General features: G+C 63.7%; 27 protein-coding genes. 18 read left to right on the forward strand and 9 right to left on the reverse strand.

The genetic code is table 11. From position 1 onward, the window contains the following. Positions 1–132: 132 nt before the first annotated feature. The 5 genes from AT984_RS05680 to AT984_RS22370 are packed head-to-tail and all read right to left on the reverse strand — an operon-like array spanning position 133 to position 3,008. Positions 133–612, reverse strand: a complete 480-nt coding sequence (locus AT984_RS05680) for a hypothetical protein (RefSeq protein WP_058719258.1) — start codon at positions 610–612, stop codon at positions 133–135. Next, positions 609–980, reverse strand: coding sequence for a hypothetical protein (locus AT984_RS05685; protein WP_058719259.1), 372 nt, complete (start codon positions 978–980; stop codon positions 609–611). Before AT984_RS05685 ends, AT984_RS05680 begins: the two co-directional genes overlap by 4 nt. Beyond that, entirely contained in the window at positions 980–2,368 is a 1,389-nt protein-coding gene (locus AT984_RS05690) for a recombinase family protein (protein WP_058719260.1), read from the reverse strand. The genes AT984_RS05685 and AT984_RS05690 overlap by 1 nt, the downstream gene beginning before the upstream one ends. Beyond that, positions 2,365–2,817 (reverse strand): DUF2924 domain-containing protein, encoded by a 453-nt coding sequence (locus tag AT984_RS05695; protein ID WP_013246687.1) that lies wholly within the window; start codon positions 2,815–2,817, stop codon positions 2,365–2,367. The genes AT984_RS05690 and AT984_RS05695 overlap by 4 nt, the downstream gene beginning before the upstream one ends. After that, entirely contained in the window at positions 2,817–3,008 is a 192-nt protein-coding gene (locus AT984_RS22370; RefSeq protein WP_045535126.1) for a hypothetical protein, read from the reverse strand. The genes AT984_RS05695 and AT984_RS22370 overlap by 1 nt, the downstream gene beginning before the upstream one ends. Positions 3,009–3,235: 227 nt before the next feature. On the opposite strand from AT984_RS22370, the gene AT984_RS05700 reads away from it, so the two are divergent. From AT984_RS05700 to AT984_RS05785, 18 genes are all read left to right on the forward strand, one after another. After that, the gene (locus AT984_RS05700; RefSeq protein ID WP_058719261.1) at positions 3,236–3,514 is read left to right on the forward strand and encodes a helix-turn-helix domain-containing protein; all 279 of its coding nucleotides are present in this window, start codon (positions 3,236–3,238) and stop codon (positions 3,512–3,514) included. Further along, positions 3,515–4,351, forward strand: coding sequence for a hypothetical protein (locus AT984_RS05705; RefSeq protein WP_058719262.1), 837 nt, complete (start codon positions 3,515–3,517; stop codon positions 4,349–4,351). It abuts the gene before it with no gap. Positions 4,352–4,453: 102 nt separating this feature from the next. After that, positions 4,454–5,890 (forward strand): hypothetical protein, encoded by a 1,437-nt coding sequence (locus tag AT984_RS05710; RefSeq protein WP_058719263.1) that lies wholly within the window; start codon positions 4,454–4,456, stop codon positions 5,888–5,890. 13 nt (positions 5,891–5,903) lie between these two features. Beyond that, positions 5,904–6,836, forward strand: a complete 933-nt coding sequence (locus AT984_RS05715; RefSeq protein ID WP_058719264.1) for a hypothetical protein — start codon at positions 5,904–5,906, stop codon at positions 6,834–6,836. An 85-nt stretch (positions 6,837–6,921) separates the two neighbouring features. After that, positions 6,922–7,185 (forward strand): helix-turn-helix transcriptional regulator, encoded by a 264-nt coding sequence (locus AT984_RS05720; RefSeq protein ID WP_058719265.1) that lies wholly within the window; start codon positions 6,922–6,924, stop codon positions 7,183–7,185. Between the two features lie 11 nt (positions 7,186–7,196). Beyond that, positions 7,197–7,679, forward strand: coding sequence for a hypothetical protein (locus AT984_RS05725; protein ID WP_058719266.1), 483 nt, complete (start codon positions 7,197–7,199; stop codon positions 7,677–7,679). Beyond that, entirely contained in the window at positions 7,676–8,524 is an 849-nt protein-coding gene (locus AT984_RS05730) for an ATP-binding protein (protein WP_058719267.1), read from the forward strand. Before AT984_RS05725 ends, AT984_RS05730 begins: the two co-directional genes overlap by 4 nt. A 5-nt stretch (positions 8,525–8,529) precedes the next feature. Then, entirely contained in the window at positions 8,530–9,156 is a 627-nt protein-coding gene (locus AT984_RS05735; RefSeq protein WP_024973179.1) for a hypothetical protein, read from the forward strand. Positions 9,157–9,166: 10 nt separating this feature from the next. Beyond that, positions 9,167–10,021 (forward strand): P63C domain-containing protein, encoded by an 855-nt coding sequence (locus AT984_RS05740; RefSeq protein ID WP_058719268.1) that lies wholly within the window; start codon positions 9,167–9,169, stop codon positions 10,019–10,021. Next, on the forward strand, positions 10,018–10,518 hold the full coding sequence (locus AT984_RS05745) for a DUF6511 domain-containing protein (protein WP_058719269.1): 501 nt from the start codon (positions 10,018–10,020) through the stop codon (positions 10,516–10,518). The genes AT984_RS05740 and AT984_RS05745 overlap by 4 nt, the downstream gene beginning before the upstream one ends. Next, entirely contained in the window at positions 10,515–11,252 is a 738-nt protein-coding gene (locus AT984_RS05750) for a PD-(D/E)XK nuclease family protein (protein WP_058719270.1), read from the forward strand. Before AT984_RS05745 ends, AT984_RS05750 begins: the two co-directional genes overlap by 4 nt. Next, positions 11,249–11,503, forward strand: a complete 255-nt coding sequence (locus AT984_RS05755) for a hypothetical protein (protein WP_045535108.1) — start codon at positions 11,249–11,251, stop codon at positions 11,501–11,503. Before AT984_RS05750 ends, AT984_RS05755 begins: the two co-directional genes overlap by 4 nt. Continuing rightward, entirely contained in the window at positions 11,500–13,791 is a 2,292-nt protein-coding gene (locus AT984_RS05760) for a phage/plasmid primase, P4 family (RefSeq protein ID WP_058719271.1), read from the forward strand. The genes AT984_RS05755 and AT984_RS05760 overlap by 4 nt, the downstream gene beginning before the upstream one ends. A 128-nt stretch (positions 13,792–13,919) precedes the next feature. Then, complete coding sequence (locus AT984_RS05765; protein WP_058722118.1) at positions 13,920–14,384, forward strand: crossover junction endodeoxyribonuclease RuvC; 465 nt, start codon at positions 13,920–13,922, stop codon at positions 14,382–14,384. 1 nt (position 14,385) lies between these two features. Then, positions 14,386–14,595, forward strand: coding sequence for a hypothetical protein (locus tag AT984_RS05770; protein ID WP_058719272.1), 210 nt, complete (start codon positions 14,386–14,388; stop codon positions 14,593–14,595). After that, positions 14,588–15,004 (forward strand): DUF6362 family protein, encoded by a 417-nt coding sequence (locus tag AT984_RS05775; RefSeq protein ID WP_058719273.1) that lies wholly within the window; start codon positions 14,588–14,590, stop codon positions 15,002–15,004. The genes AT984_RS05770 and AT984_RS05775 overlap by 8 nt, the downstream gene beginning before the upstream one ends. Before the next feature lie 315 nt (positions 15,005–15,319). Next, positions 15,320–16,729, forward strand: a complete 1,410-nt coding sequence (locus AT984_RS05780; RefSeq protein ID WP_058722119.1) for a site-specific DNA-methyltransferase — start codon at positions 15,320–15,322, stop codon at positions 16,727–16,729. Then, the gene (locus AT984_RS05785; protein ID WP_058719274.1) at positions 16,726–17,997 is read left to right on the forward strand and encodes a site-specific DNA-methyltransferase; all 1,272 of its coding nucleotides are present in this window, start codon (positions 16,726–16,728) and stop codon (positions 17,995–17,997) included. Before AT984_RS05780 ends, AT984_RS05785 begins: the two co-directional genes overlap by 4 nt. Here the strand turns inward: AT984_RS05785 and AT984_RS05790 are convergent. The 4 genes from AT984_RS05790 to AT984_RS05805 form a co-directional block, all read right to left on the reverse strand. After that, complete coding sequence (locus AT984_RS05790; protein ID WP_058719275.1) at positions 17,961–18,329, reverse strand: hypothetical protein; 369 nt, start codon at positions 18,327–18,329, stop codon at positions 17,961–17,963. The genes AT984_RS05785 and AT984_RS05790 overlap by 37 nt on opposite strands. Positions 18,330–18,427: 98 nt before the next feature. Further along, positions 18,428–18,787 carry a hypothetical protein gene (locus AT984_RS05795; protein ID WP_058719276.1) on the reverse strand — a complete coding sequence of 120 codons (360 nt, stop codon included), beginning with the start codon at positions 18,785–18,787 and terminating at the stop codon, positions 18,428–18,430. Positions 18,788–18,816: 29 nt separating this feature from the next. Continuing rightward, positions 18,817–19,341: a DUF3489 domain-containing protein gene (locus AT984_RS05800; protein ID WP_058719277.1), complete on the reverse strand. Its 525-nt coding sequence runs from the start codon at positions 19,339–19,341 to the stop codon at positions 18,817–18,819. A gap of 98 nt (positions 19,342–19,439) precedes the next feature. Continuing rightward, positions 19,440–19,637, reverse strand: a complete 198-nt coding sequence (locus AT984_RS05805) for a DUF6900 domain-containing protein (RefSeq protein ID WP_058719278.1) — start codon at positions 19,635–19,637, stop codon at positions 19,440–19,442. Positions 19,638–19,753 lie beyond the last annotated feature (116 nt).

Below are 19,753 nucleotides of genomic sequence, written 5' to 3' on the forward strand. Positions count from 1 at the left end.
GCCCCAAGTCGTGTGTTGGCGCGGGTTTGCGGGCCATCGGTTTGCTTCTTCGCTTGCTCTAGCGGGCGCGACCGAGACAGCGAATGGCGCAAAAAAACCGCCTTGCGGCGGCGGGTCGGTGCGGCACGGATATCAGCGCCAGCCTGCCACCAGCGCCTCACGTTGGGCCAGCCAGGACGCCGACAACCTGCCGCGCAGCAACTGGCTGACGCCCACATCTAGGCGGCCCAGGGCGATGGCTTCGATCAAGTCGGGGGCCAGTTGTGCCAGTCGGCTCATCTTGCTCGCTTGGCCGAGGTCGATGCCCTCGGCTGCCGCGATCTCGGTCATCGAACTGAATCGTCCTTCGTCCAGCAGGCGCTGCCAGTGGTGTGCGAGGCCGAGCGCCCGCATCAAGGGGGTGTCCTGCGCCATCTCGCGCACCTGCCGCTCACGGCGGGCCTCGTCCAGGAATTCTTGCGGCGCGTCCAGCGGCGTGATGACCTGCTTCTTCAGGCCCCGGCGCACCAGCGTCCAGGGCAGGAAGGTTTCCATCTGCACGCCGCCAGCGGGCAGCGGTGTCTGATACGTCACCGGGTCGCCCTTGGCATGGCCGCGATGCTTCCTGCTCATACGTCCTCCTCGAAGGTGGCCATGAGCTGGCGCTGGGCGTGCCAGTCGACCATCAGGCGGTTTCGCTGAAACCACATCAGCGTCAGCCGCCGTGGCTGCTTGCCCGCCATGAACTGCTCAATGATGTCGGGGGCCAGCAGGGTCAGGCGCAGCAGTTCGTTGACCACCGAGTGGTGCAGTTTCTCGGCGCGGGCGATGGCCGACCCGCTTTGCATTGCGCCGGTGTCCAGCAGGTGCTGCCAGTAGAAGGCGCGTGCCACACCGTCGAGCAGGGTCACGTCGTGGACGTGCCGGTCGTCGGCAGCCACGCGTTGGACGCCTCGGCGGCGAAACGTCAGGGGCACAAAGGTTTCCATCGACTCGTCCATCAGGCTTCGACCTCCAACAGTTCGGCACCGATGCTGTCCGGGGCGAACTCCTTGATCAGCGCGTTCCAACCCACCTCACGCCACTTCACCTTGATTCCCTGCACCTCGCCCGCGTGGACGAGATCGATGCGCTCGATCATCAGATTGGCGATGCGGTGGCGCTCGACTGGAAACAGTTGATCCCACACGTTGTTGAGCCGTCCCATCGCCATCACGGTCGTGGCCTCGTCGATCTGGGCCCCGTTGCGTTGGATGTGCCGCACCACCGACGCCACGGTTTCGGGGCTGGTCAGCACCGTTCGGATCTGGGCGACTACCGCCCCTTCGATCTCCGGCGCGGGCAGGCGCTCGTAGCTCTTGCCCGGCGCGCCGAACCTCGCTTCCGACTTGGACACGTAGTAGTGGTACTTGCGCCCGTTCTTGCGCGAGTAGGTCGGGTACATCCGCTCGCCTGAAGGTGCGTACAGCAGGCCGCGCAGCAAGGCGTCGGTGCGCGACCTGATCTTGGTTTCCACCGACCGGGTGTGACCGTCCTTGGCCAGCACCTCGTGAACCCGGCCCCACAGCCCGGGATCGATGATGGCTTGATGCACGCCCGGGTACCAACTGCCCTTGTGCGACAACTCCCCGAGGTAGATGCGGTTGCGCAGCAGCTTGTGCAGGTACTTTTTGTCGATGCGCGTGCCTGCCCGTGTCTGACCGTCCTGTGTTGTCCACGCCTTGGTCGTGATGCCATCCAGCGTCAGGTTGGCGGCAATTTGGGTGGGCGAGCCGATGGTCAGCATTTCCTCGAAGATGCGCCGCACCACCGCCGCCTCGGTGTCGTTGATGACCAGCAGGCGGTTCTCGACATCGAAGCCGAGCGGCGGCACGCCACCCATCCACATCCCTTTGCGTTTGCTGGCAGCGATTTTGTCGCGGATGCGCTCGCCGGTGACTTCGCGCTCGAACTGGGCGAAGGACAGCAGCACGTTGAGCATCAGCCGTCCCATCGAGGTGGTGGTGTTGAACTGCTGCGTGACCGACACGAACGACACCCCCTGGCGCTCGAACACCTCGACCATCTTGGAGAAGTCGGCAAGGCTGCGCGTCAGGCGGTCGATCTTGTAGACCACCACGATGTCGATCTGGCCGCGCTCGATGTTGGCCATCAGGCGCTTTAGCCCAGGCCGATCCGTGTTGCCGCCGGAGAAGCCGGGGTCGTCGTAGTCGTCGGCCACCGGAATCCAGCCCTCGGCGCGCTGGCTGGCGACGTAGGCGTGGCCAGCCTCCTTCTGCGCGTCGATGGAGTTGAACTCCTGGTCAAGGCGTTCGTCCGACGACACCCGGCAGTAGACGGCGCAACGTTTGCGTGCCTTGGGAGAGGCGATTTGGGTGGCGTCGCTCATTGCGCACCTGCCTTGCCGGTCAGGCCGAAGAACAGTGGCCCCGACCAGTGCGTGCCGGTGATCTGCCGGGCCACGGCTGTCAGGCTCTTGAAGGTGCTGCCCTCGTACTCGAACAGACCTTCGGCGGTGACCGCCACCTTGTGCTCGCGGTCGCCCCACTCGCGCAGCAGCACCGTGCCGGGCGCGAAGTTGGTGTCGCGCGGCCGTGCCCGCAGCTTGATCTTGGAATGCTTGGCACCGATGGCCTCCAGGCGCTGGCGCGTGTTGTGCGCCAGACCGCCAAAGGCTTCCTCCTGCATCTTGTAGGCGATGCGCGACTCGATGAAGACGCGGTTTGGGTTGATGGGGCGGCTGCTGAAGTATCGATCCCACACTGGCCACAGCTCGGCGATGGGCAGGCTCGATAGCTCCGCGATCCGCGCGGCGACTGATGCTTGTTTCTCGTTCATTACAACTTCTCCTGTTGATAGGGGGTTGTATGAACGCGCTGGTCGGGCAGGAAGCCAAGGCCAACTTCTCTCTGTTTTGGCGCTTCTGCGACGACGGTGCGGACGATGGCGGCCGCAAGGATGGCGGTGATTTCACCAGCGCGGGCGCTGGCGGACATCTCTGAGGGAGATGCGAGTTCGAGGTTCTTCATGACGGCTCCGAGGAATTGCAACCGTCACAGATGATGTGCGCGATGTTCCGAAGCGGATGGCAATTCCGGGTAATCGGGCTCATTTGGTGGCTCGGCCTCGATGCCCCGGCAGGCCAGCGGTGCCTGTCTGGCAGGGAACCGTATTGCGCGTTAACGAAACAGTTGACAGGCTTCGATCTGCTCGATACGATGACGTCAATTAACTAATCACGCAATTGGGTCATAACATGGCATTTGGTGCCTACATCAGACAGAAGAGGGAGGCGAAGGGCATTCAGATGAATGACTTCGCCCGGCAGCTGGACATCTCGCCTGCCTACTGGTCGCGCATAGAGCGCGACATCGAGAAGCCGCCCAAGGACGAGCTGATCCGCAAGGCAGCAGAAATCCTTGGCGAGAATGTCGACGACGCTTTTGTTGAGGCCAGCCGCCTTCCGCCAGACATGCGCGACGACGTGGGGGGCCTGGTACGGATGTATCGCAAGCAAGCGACGGGGGACAAGTGAATGCCGGTGTTGACTCTTGGCTACCGGCATTGCGACCGAAAGCGCCCCAGCTACATCAGGAACTCCGAGATTGAGGGCATCGCCGTCTTGGCCCGCCAGCAACTGGTGGACCCGGCTGCCGATGCCATCCCGCTCACGACCTTGAGCGCCATCTCCGGCCTGAAGATCAATGGTGTGGTGTTCGACCTGTTCGTGGGCACCGGTGACGTCGTGCATGACGAGCGCGGGAACCCTGTCCTGGGCATCTGTGAGTACGATCCTGGCGTGCCGGACACCGCGATGGTGTCGGTGTCACCGGTTGGCGTGAACGCCAGCGAGGAGTTGGTACTGAGCACCCTCGGGCACGAGCTCGGCCACGCCATCTTCGATGCGCCAGGATGGATCGTCGATGCCAGCAAGGGGCCGGGTCTGTTCGATGAGCCCAGCGACGCGGCGCGGCGGGCTTACCGCACGACCACACGCGACGTCGAGCACTTGGCGAAAGTCACGCCCGTGGCCGAGGCGGCTGCGACGCCCTCGCTGGCGATTCCGGGCCACACCACCAAGGAAGAATACTTCGCCGAGCTGCGTGCCAACGAGTTCATGGGATCGTTGCTGGTGCCGCGCCAGCGCTTGAATCTGGCTGTCGAAGAGATGGCTGCGAAACACGGCGTGACGATCCATCGCAGCCCGTCGCTCGACCCCGAGTTGCCCGGCACCAGTCTTCACTTGACGGCTGATGGCGACATCGAATGTTTGCAGAAGGCCGTGGCCAAGCGCTTCGGCGTCAACCGGCGGTTCATCCAGGTGCGGATGGAGCGGTATGGCCTTCTCAAGCCGGGGGCCAAGATCTTCTGATCAAAGCCTTCATCCCGCCGCCGACTGCGTGTCGGCTTTTTTTGAACCATTCAGTTAACTACTCGCGCAATCGCGCACTTCGTTTAGTAAAGGAAATTGCCTATGCCAGCGGACGAACAAATCACAGCTCAAGAACACAACCAGCCGACCGCCGCGCAGCAGCAGTCCGCGAAGCAGGCGCGATCCCGCCAACCGGACGATGGCCCGGAAATCCTGCCGTGTATGGAGCACTTCGTGACCCTGGTGCGCAAAGCCAAGCGCCCCGGCCTCGCTTTGCTCCTGGTCGAGCGCGCCAGCGCTACGTCGCTGCCGGAAATTGCGGCGCTGACAGACGCTGCCAAAGGCATCCTGGCGGTGCAGTCGCGCAAGGCGATGTTCCACGCCGTCGCCAAGCTCGGCTCGGACGCCCAGCAGCACATCGAGCGTGCGGCCGAGCGCGTGGTGCTGCTCGATGACGAGTACGGCACGCAGGCCGTCCAATCCCTCCTTGACGACCAAGACGCCAGCGACGCTGCCGTCTTGGCCACGCCCAGTGACCGGTATAGCCGCGCCCTGCACCTCTGTCTGCGGCAGGATTTTCCGGAGGTCGGTGCCAAGCGCGATCAGCGCTTCGACAACGCCGAGCGCTTGCAGGTGATGCATCGGCAGTGGAAGAGCGAGAACTACTCCAGCCACTACCTCGGCCCGAAGGGCGTGGTGCCGAGCATTGATGCCGACGTTGAGGGTGTGTTGCGCGGGCGCATTTCGGCGCTGTTTCCGCAAGTGGCTTCCGACCAAATCATCATCGAGCAGTTCACGCGCCGTGATCTCGCGCATGCCGACCGCTGCGGCGGCAAGGACTCTGACGAGGTCACGCCCGTGCTCCTGCACACCCTGACTGCAACCTTCAACGGGTCGACAGCGCACTTCCGGCAGGTTGCCAACGGTGAGGTGGTCGAGCACGAGGAACCTGCAGCGATGTCGGCCAGCTTCTCTTGGGAGCCCGGCACCGGTGCGCTCGGCGTGTTCTGCGAAGACCGTGAGGTGCGCCGTGAACTGGCGACGATCTTCCGCGATGTCGTCTTGGCGTGCGACGGGGAGATCAACGACATGCCGATGCGCGAGTTCGACCTGTTCGGATTCTCGACACCGGCGATGCTCAAGCGCATCGAGCAGGAGCGAGTGGCGGGCATCGAAAAGATCTCGATCCTGCAGATCAAGGTCGCCCGAACGTTCGAGCAGCAAACCACCGATGCGGCCAATGGGCGTGATCTGATCCAGCATCTGTCGAGCACGATGCTGATCGGTAAGGATAGGCGTGATGCCCGCCAGATTTATCAGGTCGCCTACGACGACTATGGCATCGACGACCTCACGGGCTACACGCTGGCGCAGGTGAAGCTGGTATTCCGAATGGCCAAACAGCCGCACCGCAAGGCCCACAACGTTGCCGTACAAATCACGTCGCCGAACGGCCTGAACGACAAGAGCAAGACCGAGGATGACCGCAAGCGCGTGCTGGAACAGCTCACGCGCATTGGGGTGCTCCGTGAGTTCTGAAGGCGCGACCGAAATGTCGCCACATCTGAGCTTTCTGGCAGTGCTGGAGCGGCTGCCACGGGTCGATTCCCGCGTCAGGGCGGTCGCGCTCGGGCGATGCAGACCGGCTTTTCTGCAGCGACGATGGATCACGGAAGAGGACTACCTTACCCATGTGATGGTGCCCGTCCTGGATTCGGAGCAGGAAGTCGAGGTTGAGATCGATCAGGATGCGGCGGTGTACCGATACCGCAGTCCCCAGCAGCGGTCACGAATATCTGAGCGGCCTCTTGCCGACATCGCGCTGTATGCCCTCCAGGTGGATGCGTGGCTCGCCGACTTGGCGTCCTTGATCGGCATCGAAGATCGACGACGATCCGACCGCCGACAACGCGTGCCGGGCCACCTGTGGCACCTCGGGGAAGTACGAATCGCTGGCACACACGATTTCGCCCCGGTGTTCGTTGCCAGAGCGTGGGAGCGTGCTCCTGCTACCGCGATGAACTCGGTGTTGAGTGATCCGATCTGGCCGCGTGACGGCATCGTGTTGCGGCATCTGCGAGATCCCGTTGATCTGCCCCGTGACCATGTCATGCGCGGGCTGGACGAGTTCGTTCGCGTGGACGACGGTCAGGACGTTTTCGACGCGAACGCATTCGACAGGGTGCTGCGTGGCTACGTCACGCCCAGCGGTGCGCCAGAGCCGGTTGAATTCTTCCAAGGCAATCGACTGAAGCTGCCGCACTTCACCGAGTCGCGTGAGTTGTCTCCGGAGCGCGCCAAGATAGTCAAGCAGATGTGGAGTGCCGACGGGAAGAACGCGCCAGAGGTGTCCTGGGCCGAGGTCAACAGGATCGCCAATACCGGCTACCAGTCGTTCGATGACGCGTTCGGCGGAAAGGCTGAACGCGAGGAAGTGATCGCATTGGTCAAGCGCGGCAAATACCGCCTGCGACGCAACCCATAAACGCGCCCATAAATCAAACCAGACACGGGCCATAAACCCGTGCGGAGACTTCGATGTGCCCATTTCATCTAGGAGGCACATCGAAATGCAAACCCAAGTTCCATCAATCGAATCCGGTCGGAATCCCAGCCGGATGAATCCCGGCGGTGCAACCTGCATCGCCCTCGACGAAAACGAGCTCGCCATCCGATGGGGGCTCTCCGTCAAGACGCTGCGCCGCTGGCGTCAAGAGCAGCTCGGCCCGATCTACTGCAAGCTCGGTCGCCGGGTCACCTACCTCCTGCACGAAATCGAAGCCTTCGAGCGCCGCGTCTCGCGCTACTCGAGCTTCACTCGTGCGTACCAGTGAGGAGGACGGCCATGAGCGATCTGACCATCTTCCCCGTCGACATCGCTGAGATGTCTGTGAGCCAACTGGCCGCGCTGCCGCCCGAGCAGAAGTGCGAGGTCGACAAGAACCTTGATGCTGCCATCGACTGGCTAAAGAAGGCTCGCACCAAGTTCGATGCGGCGCTGGAACAGTGCTACGGCGAGCAGGCCCGTGTCGCACTGCGTGAATCCGGCCGTGACTTTGGTACCGCCCACATCAGCGACGGCCCGATGCACATCAAGTTCGAGCTGCCCAAAAAGGTCAGCTGGAACCAGAAACAGTTGGGCGAAATCGCCGAGCGCATCGTGGCCTCGGGCGAGAAGGTCGAGGGCTACCTCGACGTCAAGCTCTCGGTGTCCGAGTCCCGGTACATCAACTGGCCGCCTGCGTTGCAGCAGCAATTCGCGGCCGCCCGCACGGTCGATTCCGGCAAGCCGTCCTTCACCCTGAGCACCGATGGGGGTGAGGCATGAAGAGGCTACCCATCGTGTCCGCCGTCGAGCGGATGGCCGAGCGCAAGGGCGTGAAGCTGCTGATGCTGGGCAAGTCCGGCATCGGCAAGACGTCCCGGCTCAAAGACCTCGACCCCGCCACCACGCTGTTCCTTGACATCGAGGCAGGCGACTTGGCGGTCGCCGACTGGCCGGGCGACACCATCCGCCCGGCGTCCTGGCCCGAGAGCCGCGACTTCTTCGTGTTCCTCGCAGGCCCGGACAAGTCGCTGCCGCCGGAGAGCGCGTTCTCGCAGGCGCACTACGACCACGTCATCGAGAAGTTTGGCGATGCGACGCAGCTTGGTCGCTACCAGACCTTCTTCCTTGACTCGATCACGCAACTGTCTCGCCAGTGCTTTGCGTGGTGCAAGACGCAGCCCGGGGCGGTCAGTGATCGTTCCGGCAAGCCCGATCTGCGCGCGGCCTACGGGCTGCTCGGCCAGGAAATGATCGGCGCGTTGACCCACCTGCAGCACGCCCGTGGCAAGAACGTGGTGTTCGTGGCGATCCTCGATGAGCGACTGGATGACTTCAATCGCAAGGTGTTCGTCCCGCAGATCGAAGGCAGCAAGACCAGCCTGGAGCTGCCCGGCATCGTCGATGAGGTCGTGACGTTGGCCGAGATCAAGGCCGAGGACGGCAGTTCCTACCGCGCCTTCATCACGCACACCGTCAATCCCTACGGCTTCCCGGCCAAAGACCGCAGCGGTCGTCTCGACCTGCTGGAGCCGCCGCATCTCGGCGCGCTGATCGACAAGTGCGCGGGCGCTGTGCCCGCGCCAGCCAGCGCCGCCAACCCCGCACACATCGAATCTCAGGAGTAATCGCAATGACCGCATGGAATGACTTCAACGACGCCGACTCTCAGCAATCCGGCTTCGATCTGATACCCAAGGGCACCGTCGTGCCGGTGCGAATGACCATCAAGCCGGGTGGCTATGACGACCCCGAGCAAGGCTGGGGTGGCGGCTACGCCACCGAATCGTTCGAGACCGGTTCCATCTATCTGGCCGCTGAGTTTGTGGTCACCGCTGGCGATCATGCCAAGCGCAAGATGTGGAGCAACGTCGGCCTGCTCTCCAAGAAAGGCCCGACCTGGGGCCAGATGGGGCGCAGCTTCATCCGGGCCGCGCTCAACAGCGCCCGCAACGTCCACCCGCAGGACAACAGCCCACAGGCCGCCGCCGCGCGCCGCATCAATGGCTTCGCCGAACTGGACGGTCTGGAGTTCTTGGCGCGCGTCGACATCGAGAAGGACGCGAAGGGTCAAGACCGCAACGTGGTCAAGCTGGCAGTCGAGCCCGACCACCCCGACTACGCCAAGTTGAAAGGTGTGCCGCCGAAGGGCAGTCCGGGCGGTGGCAACTCCGGCGCTCCCGCGCAGGCGGCCCCGGCCTATTCCGCGCCCACCCCGCAACGGGCACCAGTGACGGGCAAACCGTCCTGGGCTCAGTGAGGAGACGGCTATGAATGCATCCGTCCTCACTGCCAGTCACTACGGCGTCGTGCGCTTCGGCGATCTGCAATGCGAGGCCGTCGTCCTCAAGGGCGGCGAGCGTGGCTACGTTCGTCGCCAACTGGCCAAGCTGCTGGGTTTCCACGAGACGCACAAGGGTGGCCGATTTGCCCGGTTTCTTGCCGACTTCGCTCCTAACTCCTTGTCGGCATTGGAGAAAACTCGTGAGCCGATTCTGTTGCCGTCAGGGCGGCAGGCACAGTTCTTCCCTGCCGGAATCATTGCGGACGTCGCGTCCGCAGTGGTGAGCGCCGCCATCAATGGCACGCTGCACAAGGCCCGCCAGGGCATCGTGCCCAACTGCCTTAAGATCATGCGCGCGCTGGCCACCACCGGCGAGGTCGCGCTGATCGACGAGGCGACGGGCTACCAGTACCACCGTGCGCCTGAGGCGTTGCAGGAACTGATCTCCAAGCTGCTGCGCCAGTCGTGCTCTTCGTGGGAGCGCCGCTTCCACCCGGACTACTACCGCGCCATCTACCGGCTGTTCGGCTGGAAGTACCAGGGCCACGACCAGAACCCGCCCCACGTTGTCGGTCAGATCACGCAGCGCTGGGTCTACGGCCCGGTGCTGCCCGCCACGCTGATCGACGAGATTCGCGCCCGCAAGGGCATCTCGCAGAAGCACCACCAGTGGCTGTCCGATCAGGGCCTCGCCCGTCTGGAAACGCAGATTCACGCGGTCACCGCCATTGCGCGCAGCTCGACCTGCTACCGCGACTTCGACCGCCGCTGTGAAGCGGCCTTCGCTGGCGGCGCGCTGCAGCTGGCGCTGCTGGCCGAAGACTTTGAGGAGGGGGCGTGAAATGCTGGGTCTGCAAACGACAGGCCCGGGGATTCGGTCACACCGACAACCGACACGGTATCGGCGATCCCCGGCGCTACCCCATCGACTGGGTGTTCTGCTCGCAGCGCTGCCAATCCGCGTTCCACGCGATGTACGGCAACTGGCTGCGCGCCAAGGATGGTCGCAGCGACATCAAGGGGGTCACCATGATCGATCCCTCTGATATCGAGCTGGCCGCGATGCGCAAGTGCCTCAAGTCCTTCGGCGAGGCGGCGGGCGAGATCGGCTTCACCAAACCGCTGGGCAACTACTCCGAAGCGGAGGCGCTGCAGGTGATCGACGCCATCGTCACTTGCTACACCGAGGCGATGGTTGAGCACCACGAGACAAGCAAGTACCCGCCCGTGCGCGGCATGCCGCCAACGCCCGACCCCATGACACCGAGTGCAGCCAATCCGTTCGCGGATCTGGAGGACGACCTGCCTTGGGAAGAAGCGAAGGGGAAGAAGCCATGATGGACTTCAACTCCACTTCGAGCATCTCGGGCCAGATCACTGCGCTGGTCGACGCCGGGATGCAGCGGGCGCGAGCCCAGCAGTCCGAGCGCCAGTATCTTGGTGCCTCGCGGTTGGGCGCTGCCTGCGAGCGTGCGCTGCAGTTTGAGTACGCCAAGGCTCCCGTCGATCACGGCCGGGACACCCCGGGCCGGATGCTGCGCATCTTCGAGCGCGGCCACGTCATGGAGGACTGCATGGTCGCGTGGCTGCGCGACGCCGGTTTCGACTTGCGTACCCGCAGGGCCGATGGCGAGCAGTTTGGCTTCTCCGTGGCTGATGGCCGTCTGCAGGGCCACATCGACGGTGTCATCGTCGATGGCCCGGAGGGCTTTGCCTACCCGGCGCTCTGGGAAAACAAGTGCTTGGGCATGAAGTCCTGGCGCGAGCTGGAGAAGAACCGGCTCGCCGTGGCCAAGCCCGTCTACGCCGCGCAAGTGGCGATCTACCAAGCCTATCTCGAACTGCACGAGCACCCGGCGATCTTCACGGCGCTCAACGCCGACACGATGGAGATCTACACCGAGGCCGTGCTCTTTGACGCAGCCCTGGCCCAGCGCATGTCAGATCGGGCGGTGAAGGTCATCACGGCCACCGAAGCAGGCGAACTCCTGCCGCGCGCCTTCAATGACCCGACCCACTTCGAGTGCCGGATGTGCGCGTGGCAAGACCGCTGCTGGAGAACACAAGCATGACCGACAACAACACCCCGGCCACCGGCATCGAGCCGATGATCGATGCCAAGCAGGCGGCCGCCGCGTTGCGCCTGCCGTACTACTGGTTCGCCGACCACGCGATGCGCACCAAGTACCGGATTCCGCACTACCTGATGGGCGGTCTGGTGCGCTACCGCCTGTCCGAACTCTCTGCGTGGGCCACGCGCAGCACCGCCGTTCAGGGCCGTGATGCTCAGGATGCGGACGCACCTGTCGAGGGAGCCGAATGATCGACTTCAACGACACAACCCAACCTGCGGAGCACAACAGGGAGTCTGAACGAGACGAGATTCGCGCAGATCTGCTGGCGCGACTGGAGTCGGTGCTGACCACGATGTTTCCGGCTGGCAAGAAGCGCCGTGGCAAGTTCCTGATCGGCGACATCCTCGGCAGTCCAGGTGACAGCCTCGAGGTGGTGCTCGAAGGTGAGAAGGCCGGTCTGTGGACGGATCGTGCCGACAACTCAGGCGGCGACATCTATGCGCTGATCGGCGGCTACTGCGGCATCAACGTTCACAGCGACTTTCCCCGCGTGCTGGATGCCGCTGCTGACCTGCTCGGGCGGTCGCGGTCGGTGCCGGTGCGCAAAACGAAGAAGGAAGCGCCGGTCGACGACCTCGGCCCGGCTACGGCGAAGTGGGACTACTTCGATGCCGTTGGCAAGCTGATCGCCGTCGTCTACCGCTATGACCCACCGGGTGGCAAGAAGGAATTCCGACCGTGGGACGCCAAACGCCGCAAGATGGCCCCGCCCGAGCCGCGCCCGCTGTTCAACCAGCCCGGCCTTGCTGCGGCAAGCCACATCGTCCTGGTCGAGGGCGAGAAGTGCGCGCAGGCATTGATCGCCAGCGGCGTGGTGGCCACCACGGCTATGCACGGTGCCAATGCCCCGGTCGACAAGACCGACTGGTCACCACTGGCTGGCAAAACGGTTCTGATCTGGCCCGACCGCGATGCGCCGGGGTGGGACTATGCCGACCGGGCTTCGCAAGCGATTTTGCACGCAGGCGCGACCTCGGTCGCCATCCTCATGCCGCCCGACGACAAGCCGGAGGGGTGGGACGCCGCCGACGCCATTCCCGAAGGCTTCGATGTCGGTGGCTTTCTGGCCGTCGGCGAGCGGATGCCGGTGATGCGCTCGGTGGAGGAAGCACCTTCGCCAGACCTGCTGACGGGCATTGATTGGACGACCGAGGATGGCCTGTCCAGCGCTTTCACCCGCCGCTATGGCGAAGACTGGCGCTACTGTGCCCTTTGGGGCAAGTGGCTGGTCTGGACGGGTGTGCGCTGGAATCCCGATCAGGTGCTCTACGTGTCGCATCTCTCCAGGGGCATCTGCCGCAACGCCTCGCTGAAAGCGGACACGCCGAGGCTCAAGGGCAAGCTGGCCAGTTCCGCCACGATCTCGTCGGTTGAAAAGATCGCGCGCTCCGACCCGAAGCACGCATCCACCGCCGAGGAATGGGACGCCGATATCTGGGCGCTGAACACCCCTGGTGGCGTGGTCGATCTGCGCACGGGCCGGATGCGCCCGCACCGGCGCGATGACCGAATGACCAAGGTGACCACGGCCACGCCACAGGGCAATCCGGACAGCGCCTGCCCGACGTGGCGAGCCTTCCTCACGGATGTCACCGGTGGCGACGCCGATCTGATGGCCTACCTGCAACTGATGGTTGGCTACTGTCTGACGGGCGTCACCAGCGAACACGCGCTGTTCTTCTTGTACGGCACAGGCGCGAACGGCAAGTCGGTGTTCGTCAACGTGCTGACCACCATCCTGGGCGACTACGCGGCCAACGCGCCGATGGACACGTTCATGGAGGCGCGCAACGACCGGCACCCGACCGATCTCGCAGGGCTGCGCGGCGCACGCTTCGTGTCATCCATCGAAACCGAGCAAGGGCGGCGCTGGAACGAGTCCAAGGTCAAGGCCATCACGGGCGGCGACAAGGTGTCCGCGCGCTTCATGCGCCAGGACTTCTTCGAGTATCTGCCGCAGTTTAAGTTGGTGATCGCGGGCAATCACAAGCCGTCGATCCGCAATGTCGACGAGGCGATGAAGCGCCGACTTCACCTGATCCCGTTCACGGTGACGATCCCGCCCGAGCGCCGCGACGGTAGGCTGACCGAGAAGCTGCTCAAGGAGCGCGATGGGATTCTGGCGTGGGCCGTCGAGGGCTGCAGCCGTTGGCAACGCCAGGGCTTGAAGCCGCCCGCCAGCGTGGTGTCGGCGACCGAGGAGTATTTCGAGGCCGAGGACGCGCTCGGGCAGTGGATCGAAGAACGCTGTCTGTTGGCCAAGTCCCACCGTGAAGGCGTCTCTGAACTGTTCGCCGACTGGCGCGAATGGGCCGAGCGCGCGGGCGAGTACGTGGGCTCGGTCAAGCGCTTCTCGGAGCTGATGGCGACTCGCAAGTTCGAGAAATGTCGGCTGACCGGAGGGGCTCGCGCCATCGCGGGCATCGCCCTCAGGCCCAAGCCGTACAGCCACGCATACCCCTACCGCGATGACTGACCAATCCGGGCGAGTGACGGATTTGACGGGTTTCCTGATTGACGCGCTACACGTGCGCGCACATAAAGGACGTTGTCCTGACAACCCGTCGCATCCGTCACTCGCCCACCCAACACGGAGTAAAGACGATGAACACGACAATCCTGGCCCTTGATCTGGGCACACACACCGGGTGGGCTCTGCAGCACCTGGACGGCACCATCACCAGCGGCACGGAGCACTTCAAGCCGCAGCGATTCGAAGGCGGCGGAATGCGATTCCTTCGATTCAAGCGCTGGCTCAACGAACTCCTCTCGGCCAGCAATCACATCAACGCGGTTTTCTTCGAGGAAGTTCGACGGCACGCGGGCGTTGATGCGGCGCACGCCTACGGTGGGTTCATGGGGCACCTGACCGCGTGGTGTGAGCATCACAACATCCCTTACCAGGGCGTTCCGGTTGGCACGATCAAGAAGCACGCGACCGGCAAAGGCAATGCGGGCAAGGACGAAATGATCACGTCCGTCCGCGAACGTGGTCACACCCCTGTCGATGACAACGAGGCCGACGCGCTGGCCCTGCTGCATTGGGCCATCGAGACACAGGAGGTGTGACGTGAAGGTGCCGACACCCCAATACCGCTGCCCCCTTGGTCGGCTGCAGCCGCAAGCCACGGATCTGGACGCCATCAAGGAACGTGGCTGGCGTGATCAACACATCCTGGTGGTCAACGCGTCCGACGACCGTCTGGACTTCATCGAACGCGAGATCGTGCGACGCATTGGTGAACGCCTGTACGGGCCAGGAGGGACACGTCATGGCTGAGTGGACAACTGACGACGTTGCAGTACGCTTCGAAGAGGCCGCCACCACCGGACGACGTCTGCCCCCTGTGCGTGTGCAAGGCTACTTCAACTGCTGGCCCGCCTTCGTTCGCAAGGAGTGGGAAGCCTTTGCTGCCGACGAGAAGATGTACCGACCCTTCCCTCCAAGCCCCGAGGCCATCGACCGGATGCTGGAGACGATGCGCTGGGTGCAGTGGCTCGAGGTTGAGCAGCGCCACCTCGTGTGGATGCGGGCCAAGCGCTACGGCTGGAGGGACATCACGATTCGCTTTGCCTGCGACCGGACGACGGCGTGGCGGCGTTGGCAGAGGGCAATGGAGATCGTGGCTGCGAACCTCAACAGCGAAGGCGTGCGGTTGCTTTCCAAAAACGTGGGCAATTTAGGGTAATGCTTGCCGCGCTGGTCCCTGCTTTGCCTTGCTTGTCCGTTTCGAGGCCCGGAAGCCCTGCAACAAAACAGCCCGGTCGGGGGTAGTATTTCGGCTATCTTCTGGACAGCGGTGACGGTTGAGGCGATGGGCCCAGGCAAAAGGGGTCCTTCCTTCCCAAATCGCAATGCGGGGGGCGCGAGCGCGGCATTCGCCTAGCGTCCGACTGCAAACCAAGGTTTGCAGGGTTTGCAGTTTGCACCCGCCCCAGTCCGCACCCATCACGAGCCCGCCCACGGTTTTCCGTCGGCGGGCTTTCTATTTGAGGAATCGATTCTGAACACGCTCAACGTCGAGTACCGCAAGGTCGAGGCGCTGATCCCCTACGCCCGCAATCCACGCACGCACACTGACGAGCAGGTGGCCAAGATCGCCGCCAGCATCGTCGAGTACGGCTGGACGAATCCGGTGCTGGTGGACGGCGACAACGGGATCATTGCGGGCCACGGTCGTCTGGCCGCCGCGCGCAAGCTCGGGCTGGATCAGGTGCCGGTGATAGAACTGGCACACCTCTCGCCCACGCAGAAGCGTGCCTACGTCATCTCTGACAACCGGCTGGCGCTCGACGCCGGTTGGAACGAGGAGATGCTGGCGCTGGAAATGGCTGAGCTGTCCGAGGCCGGGTACGACCTTGCGTTGACCGGTTTCGAGGATGCCGAGATCGAGGCCTTGCTCGCTGACGAGGTGGAAACCGATGACGTCGATCAGGAGCCCGATGCCGACGAGTCGGACGTTGCTGACGATGTGCCCGATGCGCCGGTCGTACCAGTGTCCCGCACCGGCGATGTCTGGGCAATTGGCTCCCATCGTCTGATCTGTGGCGACGCCACCGACACGGCCGTAGTCGCCACGCTGATGCAGGACGATTCGGCCCGGCTGTGCTTCACCTCACCGCCCTATGGCAACCAGCGCGACTACACCTCCAGCGGCATCAACGATTGGGATGGCCTGATGCGCGGCGTGTTCGCCAAGGTGCCAATGGCCGACGACGGGCAGGTGCTGGTCAACCTCGGGCTGATCCACCGCGACAACGAAGTCATCCCGTATTGGGATGCGTGGCTTGGCTGGATGCGCGCGCAGGGCTGGCGGCGCTTCGCTTGGTACGTCTGGGATCAGGGACCGGGGATGCCCGGTGACTGGGCGGGCCGCTTCGCCCCGAGCTTCGAGTTCGTGTTTCACTTCAACCGCGCCAGCCGCAAGCCAAACAAGATCGTGCCCTGCAAGCACGCGGGCCAGGAATCGCATCTGCGCGCCGATGGCTCATCCACGGCGATGCGCGGCAAGGACGGCGAGGTCGGCGGCTGGACGCACAAGGGGCAGCCGACGCAGGACACCCGGATTCCCGACTCGGTGATCCGCGTGATGCGCCACAAGGGCAAGATCGGTCAGGACATCGACCACCCGGCCGTGTTCCCGGTGGCGCTGCCGGAGTTCGTGATCGAGGCCTACTCGGACATCGGCGACGTTGTGTTCGAGCCCTTCGGTGGCAGTGGCACGACGATGCTGGCCGCGCAGCGCACGGGGCGCGTGTGTCGCAGCGTGGAGATCGCGCCGGAGTACGTGGACGTCGCCATCAAGCGCTTCCAGCAGAACCACCCCGGTGTGCCCGTCACGCTGCTGGTCACCGACCAATCCTTCGATCACGTCGCCAGTGAACGTCTGGCCACCACGGAGGTAGCGCAATGACCGCCTCGTGGTTTGCCGACAAGATCGAGCAGTGGCCGACCGCCAAGCTGCTGCCCTATGCCCGCAATGCGCGCACCCACTCGGACGATCAGGTGGCGCAGATCGCTGCGTCGATTGCCGAGTTCGGATTCACCAACCCGATCCTCGCCGGTAGCGACGGTGTGATCGTCGCTGGTCACGGACGGCTTGCTGCTGCGCAGAAGCTCGGGCTGGCGGTGGTGCCGGTGGTGGTGCTCGATCATCTGAGCGCGACGCAGCGCCGGGCACTGGTTATCGCGGATAACCGCATTGCCGAGAACGCAGGCTGGGATGACGCGATGCTGCGCATCGAGATCGCATCACTGCAGGATGACGACTTTGACGTGTCGCTGACCGGCTTCGATGCCGATGCGCTTGCCGAATTGATGGCGGGCGACGAGCCGGATGGCGAAGGCGAAACAGATGACGATGCGGTGCCCGACGTGTCAGAGACACCCGTCTCGCGCCCGGGCGACATCTGGTTGCTGGGCGGCCACCGTCTGCTGTGTGGCGACTCCACCGTGGCTGAGAGCTACGACCGGGTTCTCGATGGCGAGCCGGTGGATATGGTCTTCACCGACCCGCCGTACAACGTGAACTACGCCAACAGCGCCAAGGACAAGATGCGGGGCAAGGATCGCGCAATCCTGAACGACAACCTCGGCGACGGCTTCTACGACTTCCTGCTGGCGGCGCTGACGCCGACCATCGGGAACTGCCGGGGCGGCATCTACGTGGCGATGTCGTCCAGCGAACTGGATGTGCTGCAGGCAGCGTTCCGTGCCGCCGGTGGAAAGTGGTCGACGTTCATCATTTGGGCCAAGAACACCTTCACGCTGGGCCGGGCCGACTACCAGCGCCAGTACGAGCCAATCCTGTACGGATGGCCCGAGGGCGCGCAGCGTCACTGGTGCGGCGACCGCGACCAGGGCGACGTATGGAACATCAAGAAGCCGCAGAAGAACGACCTGCATCCGACGATGAAGCCGGTGGAGTTGGTCGAGCGCGCCATTCGCAATTCGAGCCGCCCCGGCAACGTGGTGCTCGATCCCTTCGGTGGTTCCGGCACAACACTGATCGCCGCCGAAAAGTCAGGACGGCTGGCACGGCTGATCGAGCTCGACCCGAAGTACGCGGACGTGATCGTGCGCCGCTGGCAGGAATGGACTGGCAAGCAAGCCACCCGTGAGTCAGATGGCGCGCTGTTCGATGATCAGGCGGCGAGCGACTCTTCCGCGATCTCGCAATGAATCACGAACCCCGTCAGGTAAGGCAGGCCGCGCGGGATGCCGTACTGCTTGCTGGTCTGGCGGCCAATCGTCCAGCCCATCCACTGTTGGGTGGCGGCGGTGATCGCGTCCGCCAGGGTCTGGCCCCCGTACAGCCCGTTTTGCACATCGTCCGCAAAGTGGCGTCCGTGGCGGCTGTCGAGGAAGACCTGGACTGATTCGAGGGGCTGGCTGGTGGCGTCCGAGATGGCGGTCATCGCCAGGGGCCACGCGGCGATGGCGTGTTCGTTCATCGTGCCCCAGAAGCCCCAGGCTTCGTTCTGGGTGGCGGGGATCTGTTGGCTGGTATTCATCTCTGGCTCCTTGGGGTTGATCGTTGCGACACCCGTAGTAACGCGCTGTTCGATTGAGAAGCCAAGTTGTTCTTGGCTTCTTTCTCAATCTATTTCGATCACCCGAGACGGGCTACGTAGCGTGCGTAGTCGCCGCCCTCTGGATTCACGTAAAGGTAGGGGCGACCCGGTGCGGTGACCTCGACGCAGAGATAGCCGTCGCCGGTGCCGCCACCTTTGCCACGCAGCCAGTCGCGCGATACCAACAGGCTGCGGGCAAAGGCATCGAACTCGTCGACGGTGAGTTCCTTCGTCTCGGTGACGTAAACCTTGGTCTGACCCAGGCCGCCAACTTCGTCCAAGTCGGCAGGCTTGCGGGCAAACGGCAATCGGAGGCTCAACTCCTCGACCTGCAAGGTGGTGTCACCAAACTGCAGGGTGCGAGGCGTGCGTTCGATGGTGATGGTCATGGTGCTCATGGATGTTCTCCTGGGTGTTGGCGTGTCGATCAGGCTTCTGCGGCGATCCGGTAGACCCGCTCGCCACCTTGGGCCTTGTCCGAGACGATGGTCAGGCCGAGCTTCTTCTTGAAGGCCCCGGCAAAGGCGCCTCGCACCGTGTGCGCCTGCCAGCCGGTGGTCTGGCAGATCTGCTGCACGGTTGCGCCCTCGGGGCGCTGCAGCATCTGGATCACGGTGGCCTGCTTGCTGTTCTCGCGGGTGCGGGGCTTGGCGACCGCCTTTTCTTGCGCCCACGTGGCCTCGGCTGCCGTCACGGCTGCGTCGAGTTCGGAGTCGGCGGTCACTGGCGCAGGTGCAGGTCGTTCGCGCCCCATCGCGTCGTAGCCCTTGGCGGCAACGAACCAGTGGGTGCCGTTGGAGGTAATCAGGGCGCGGTTGAACAGGCCGTCGAGCACCTTCTTGCGTGCGCCGCCTTTGATGTTTTCGGGAAACCAATCGATCTTGCCGCCAGTGTGTTCGAGGGCGTAGGCGAGGATCGCGTGCTGGGCGGGTGTCAGTTGGGTGGTGGTCATTTGCTTCTCCTTGTGCAAGGGGTTGATGGGGTGACGTGATGAACGCGCTGTTCGGGAGTGAAGCCAAGCGTTTTCTGCTTGGCTTCGAAGGTTCTTGATCAGCTGTTGGCCGCGTCCGACTTCGCCGCCTTGCGGCCTTGTTCGACGCCTGCGTTGAACGCGGCCTCCAGGGCGTCGCGCAGGCACCAGACCGCCACGTCGTGGAAGTCGAGGCTGTCTGACTTGCGGGTTTCCAGGGTTTCAATGCCCAGCTTGTTTTGTGCGATCTGGGTCAGGAGTTGTTCGAACTTGCTCATTGCTGCTTCCTTTGATGGTGTTGATGACGTCCGTATGAACGCGCTGTTCCAGAGAGAAGCCAAGCTGATTTCGAGTGAATGTCGAAAAAATGATTGAAGGGGTAACCGGTTCTCAA

It is taken from the genome of Paucibacter sp. KCTC 42545, from assembly GCF_001477625.1.
Classification (GTDB): Bacteria; Pseudomonadota; Gammaproteobacteria; order Burkholderiales; family Burkholderiaceae_C; genus Paucibacter_A.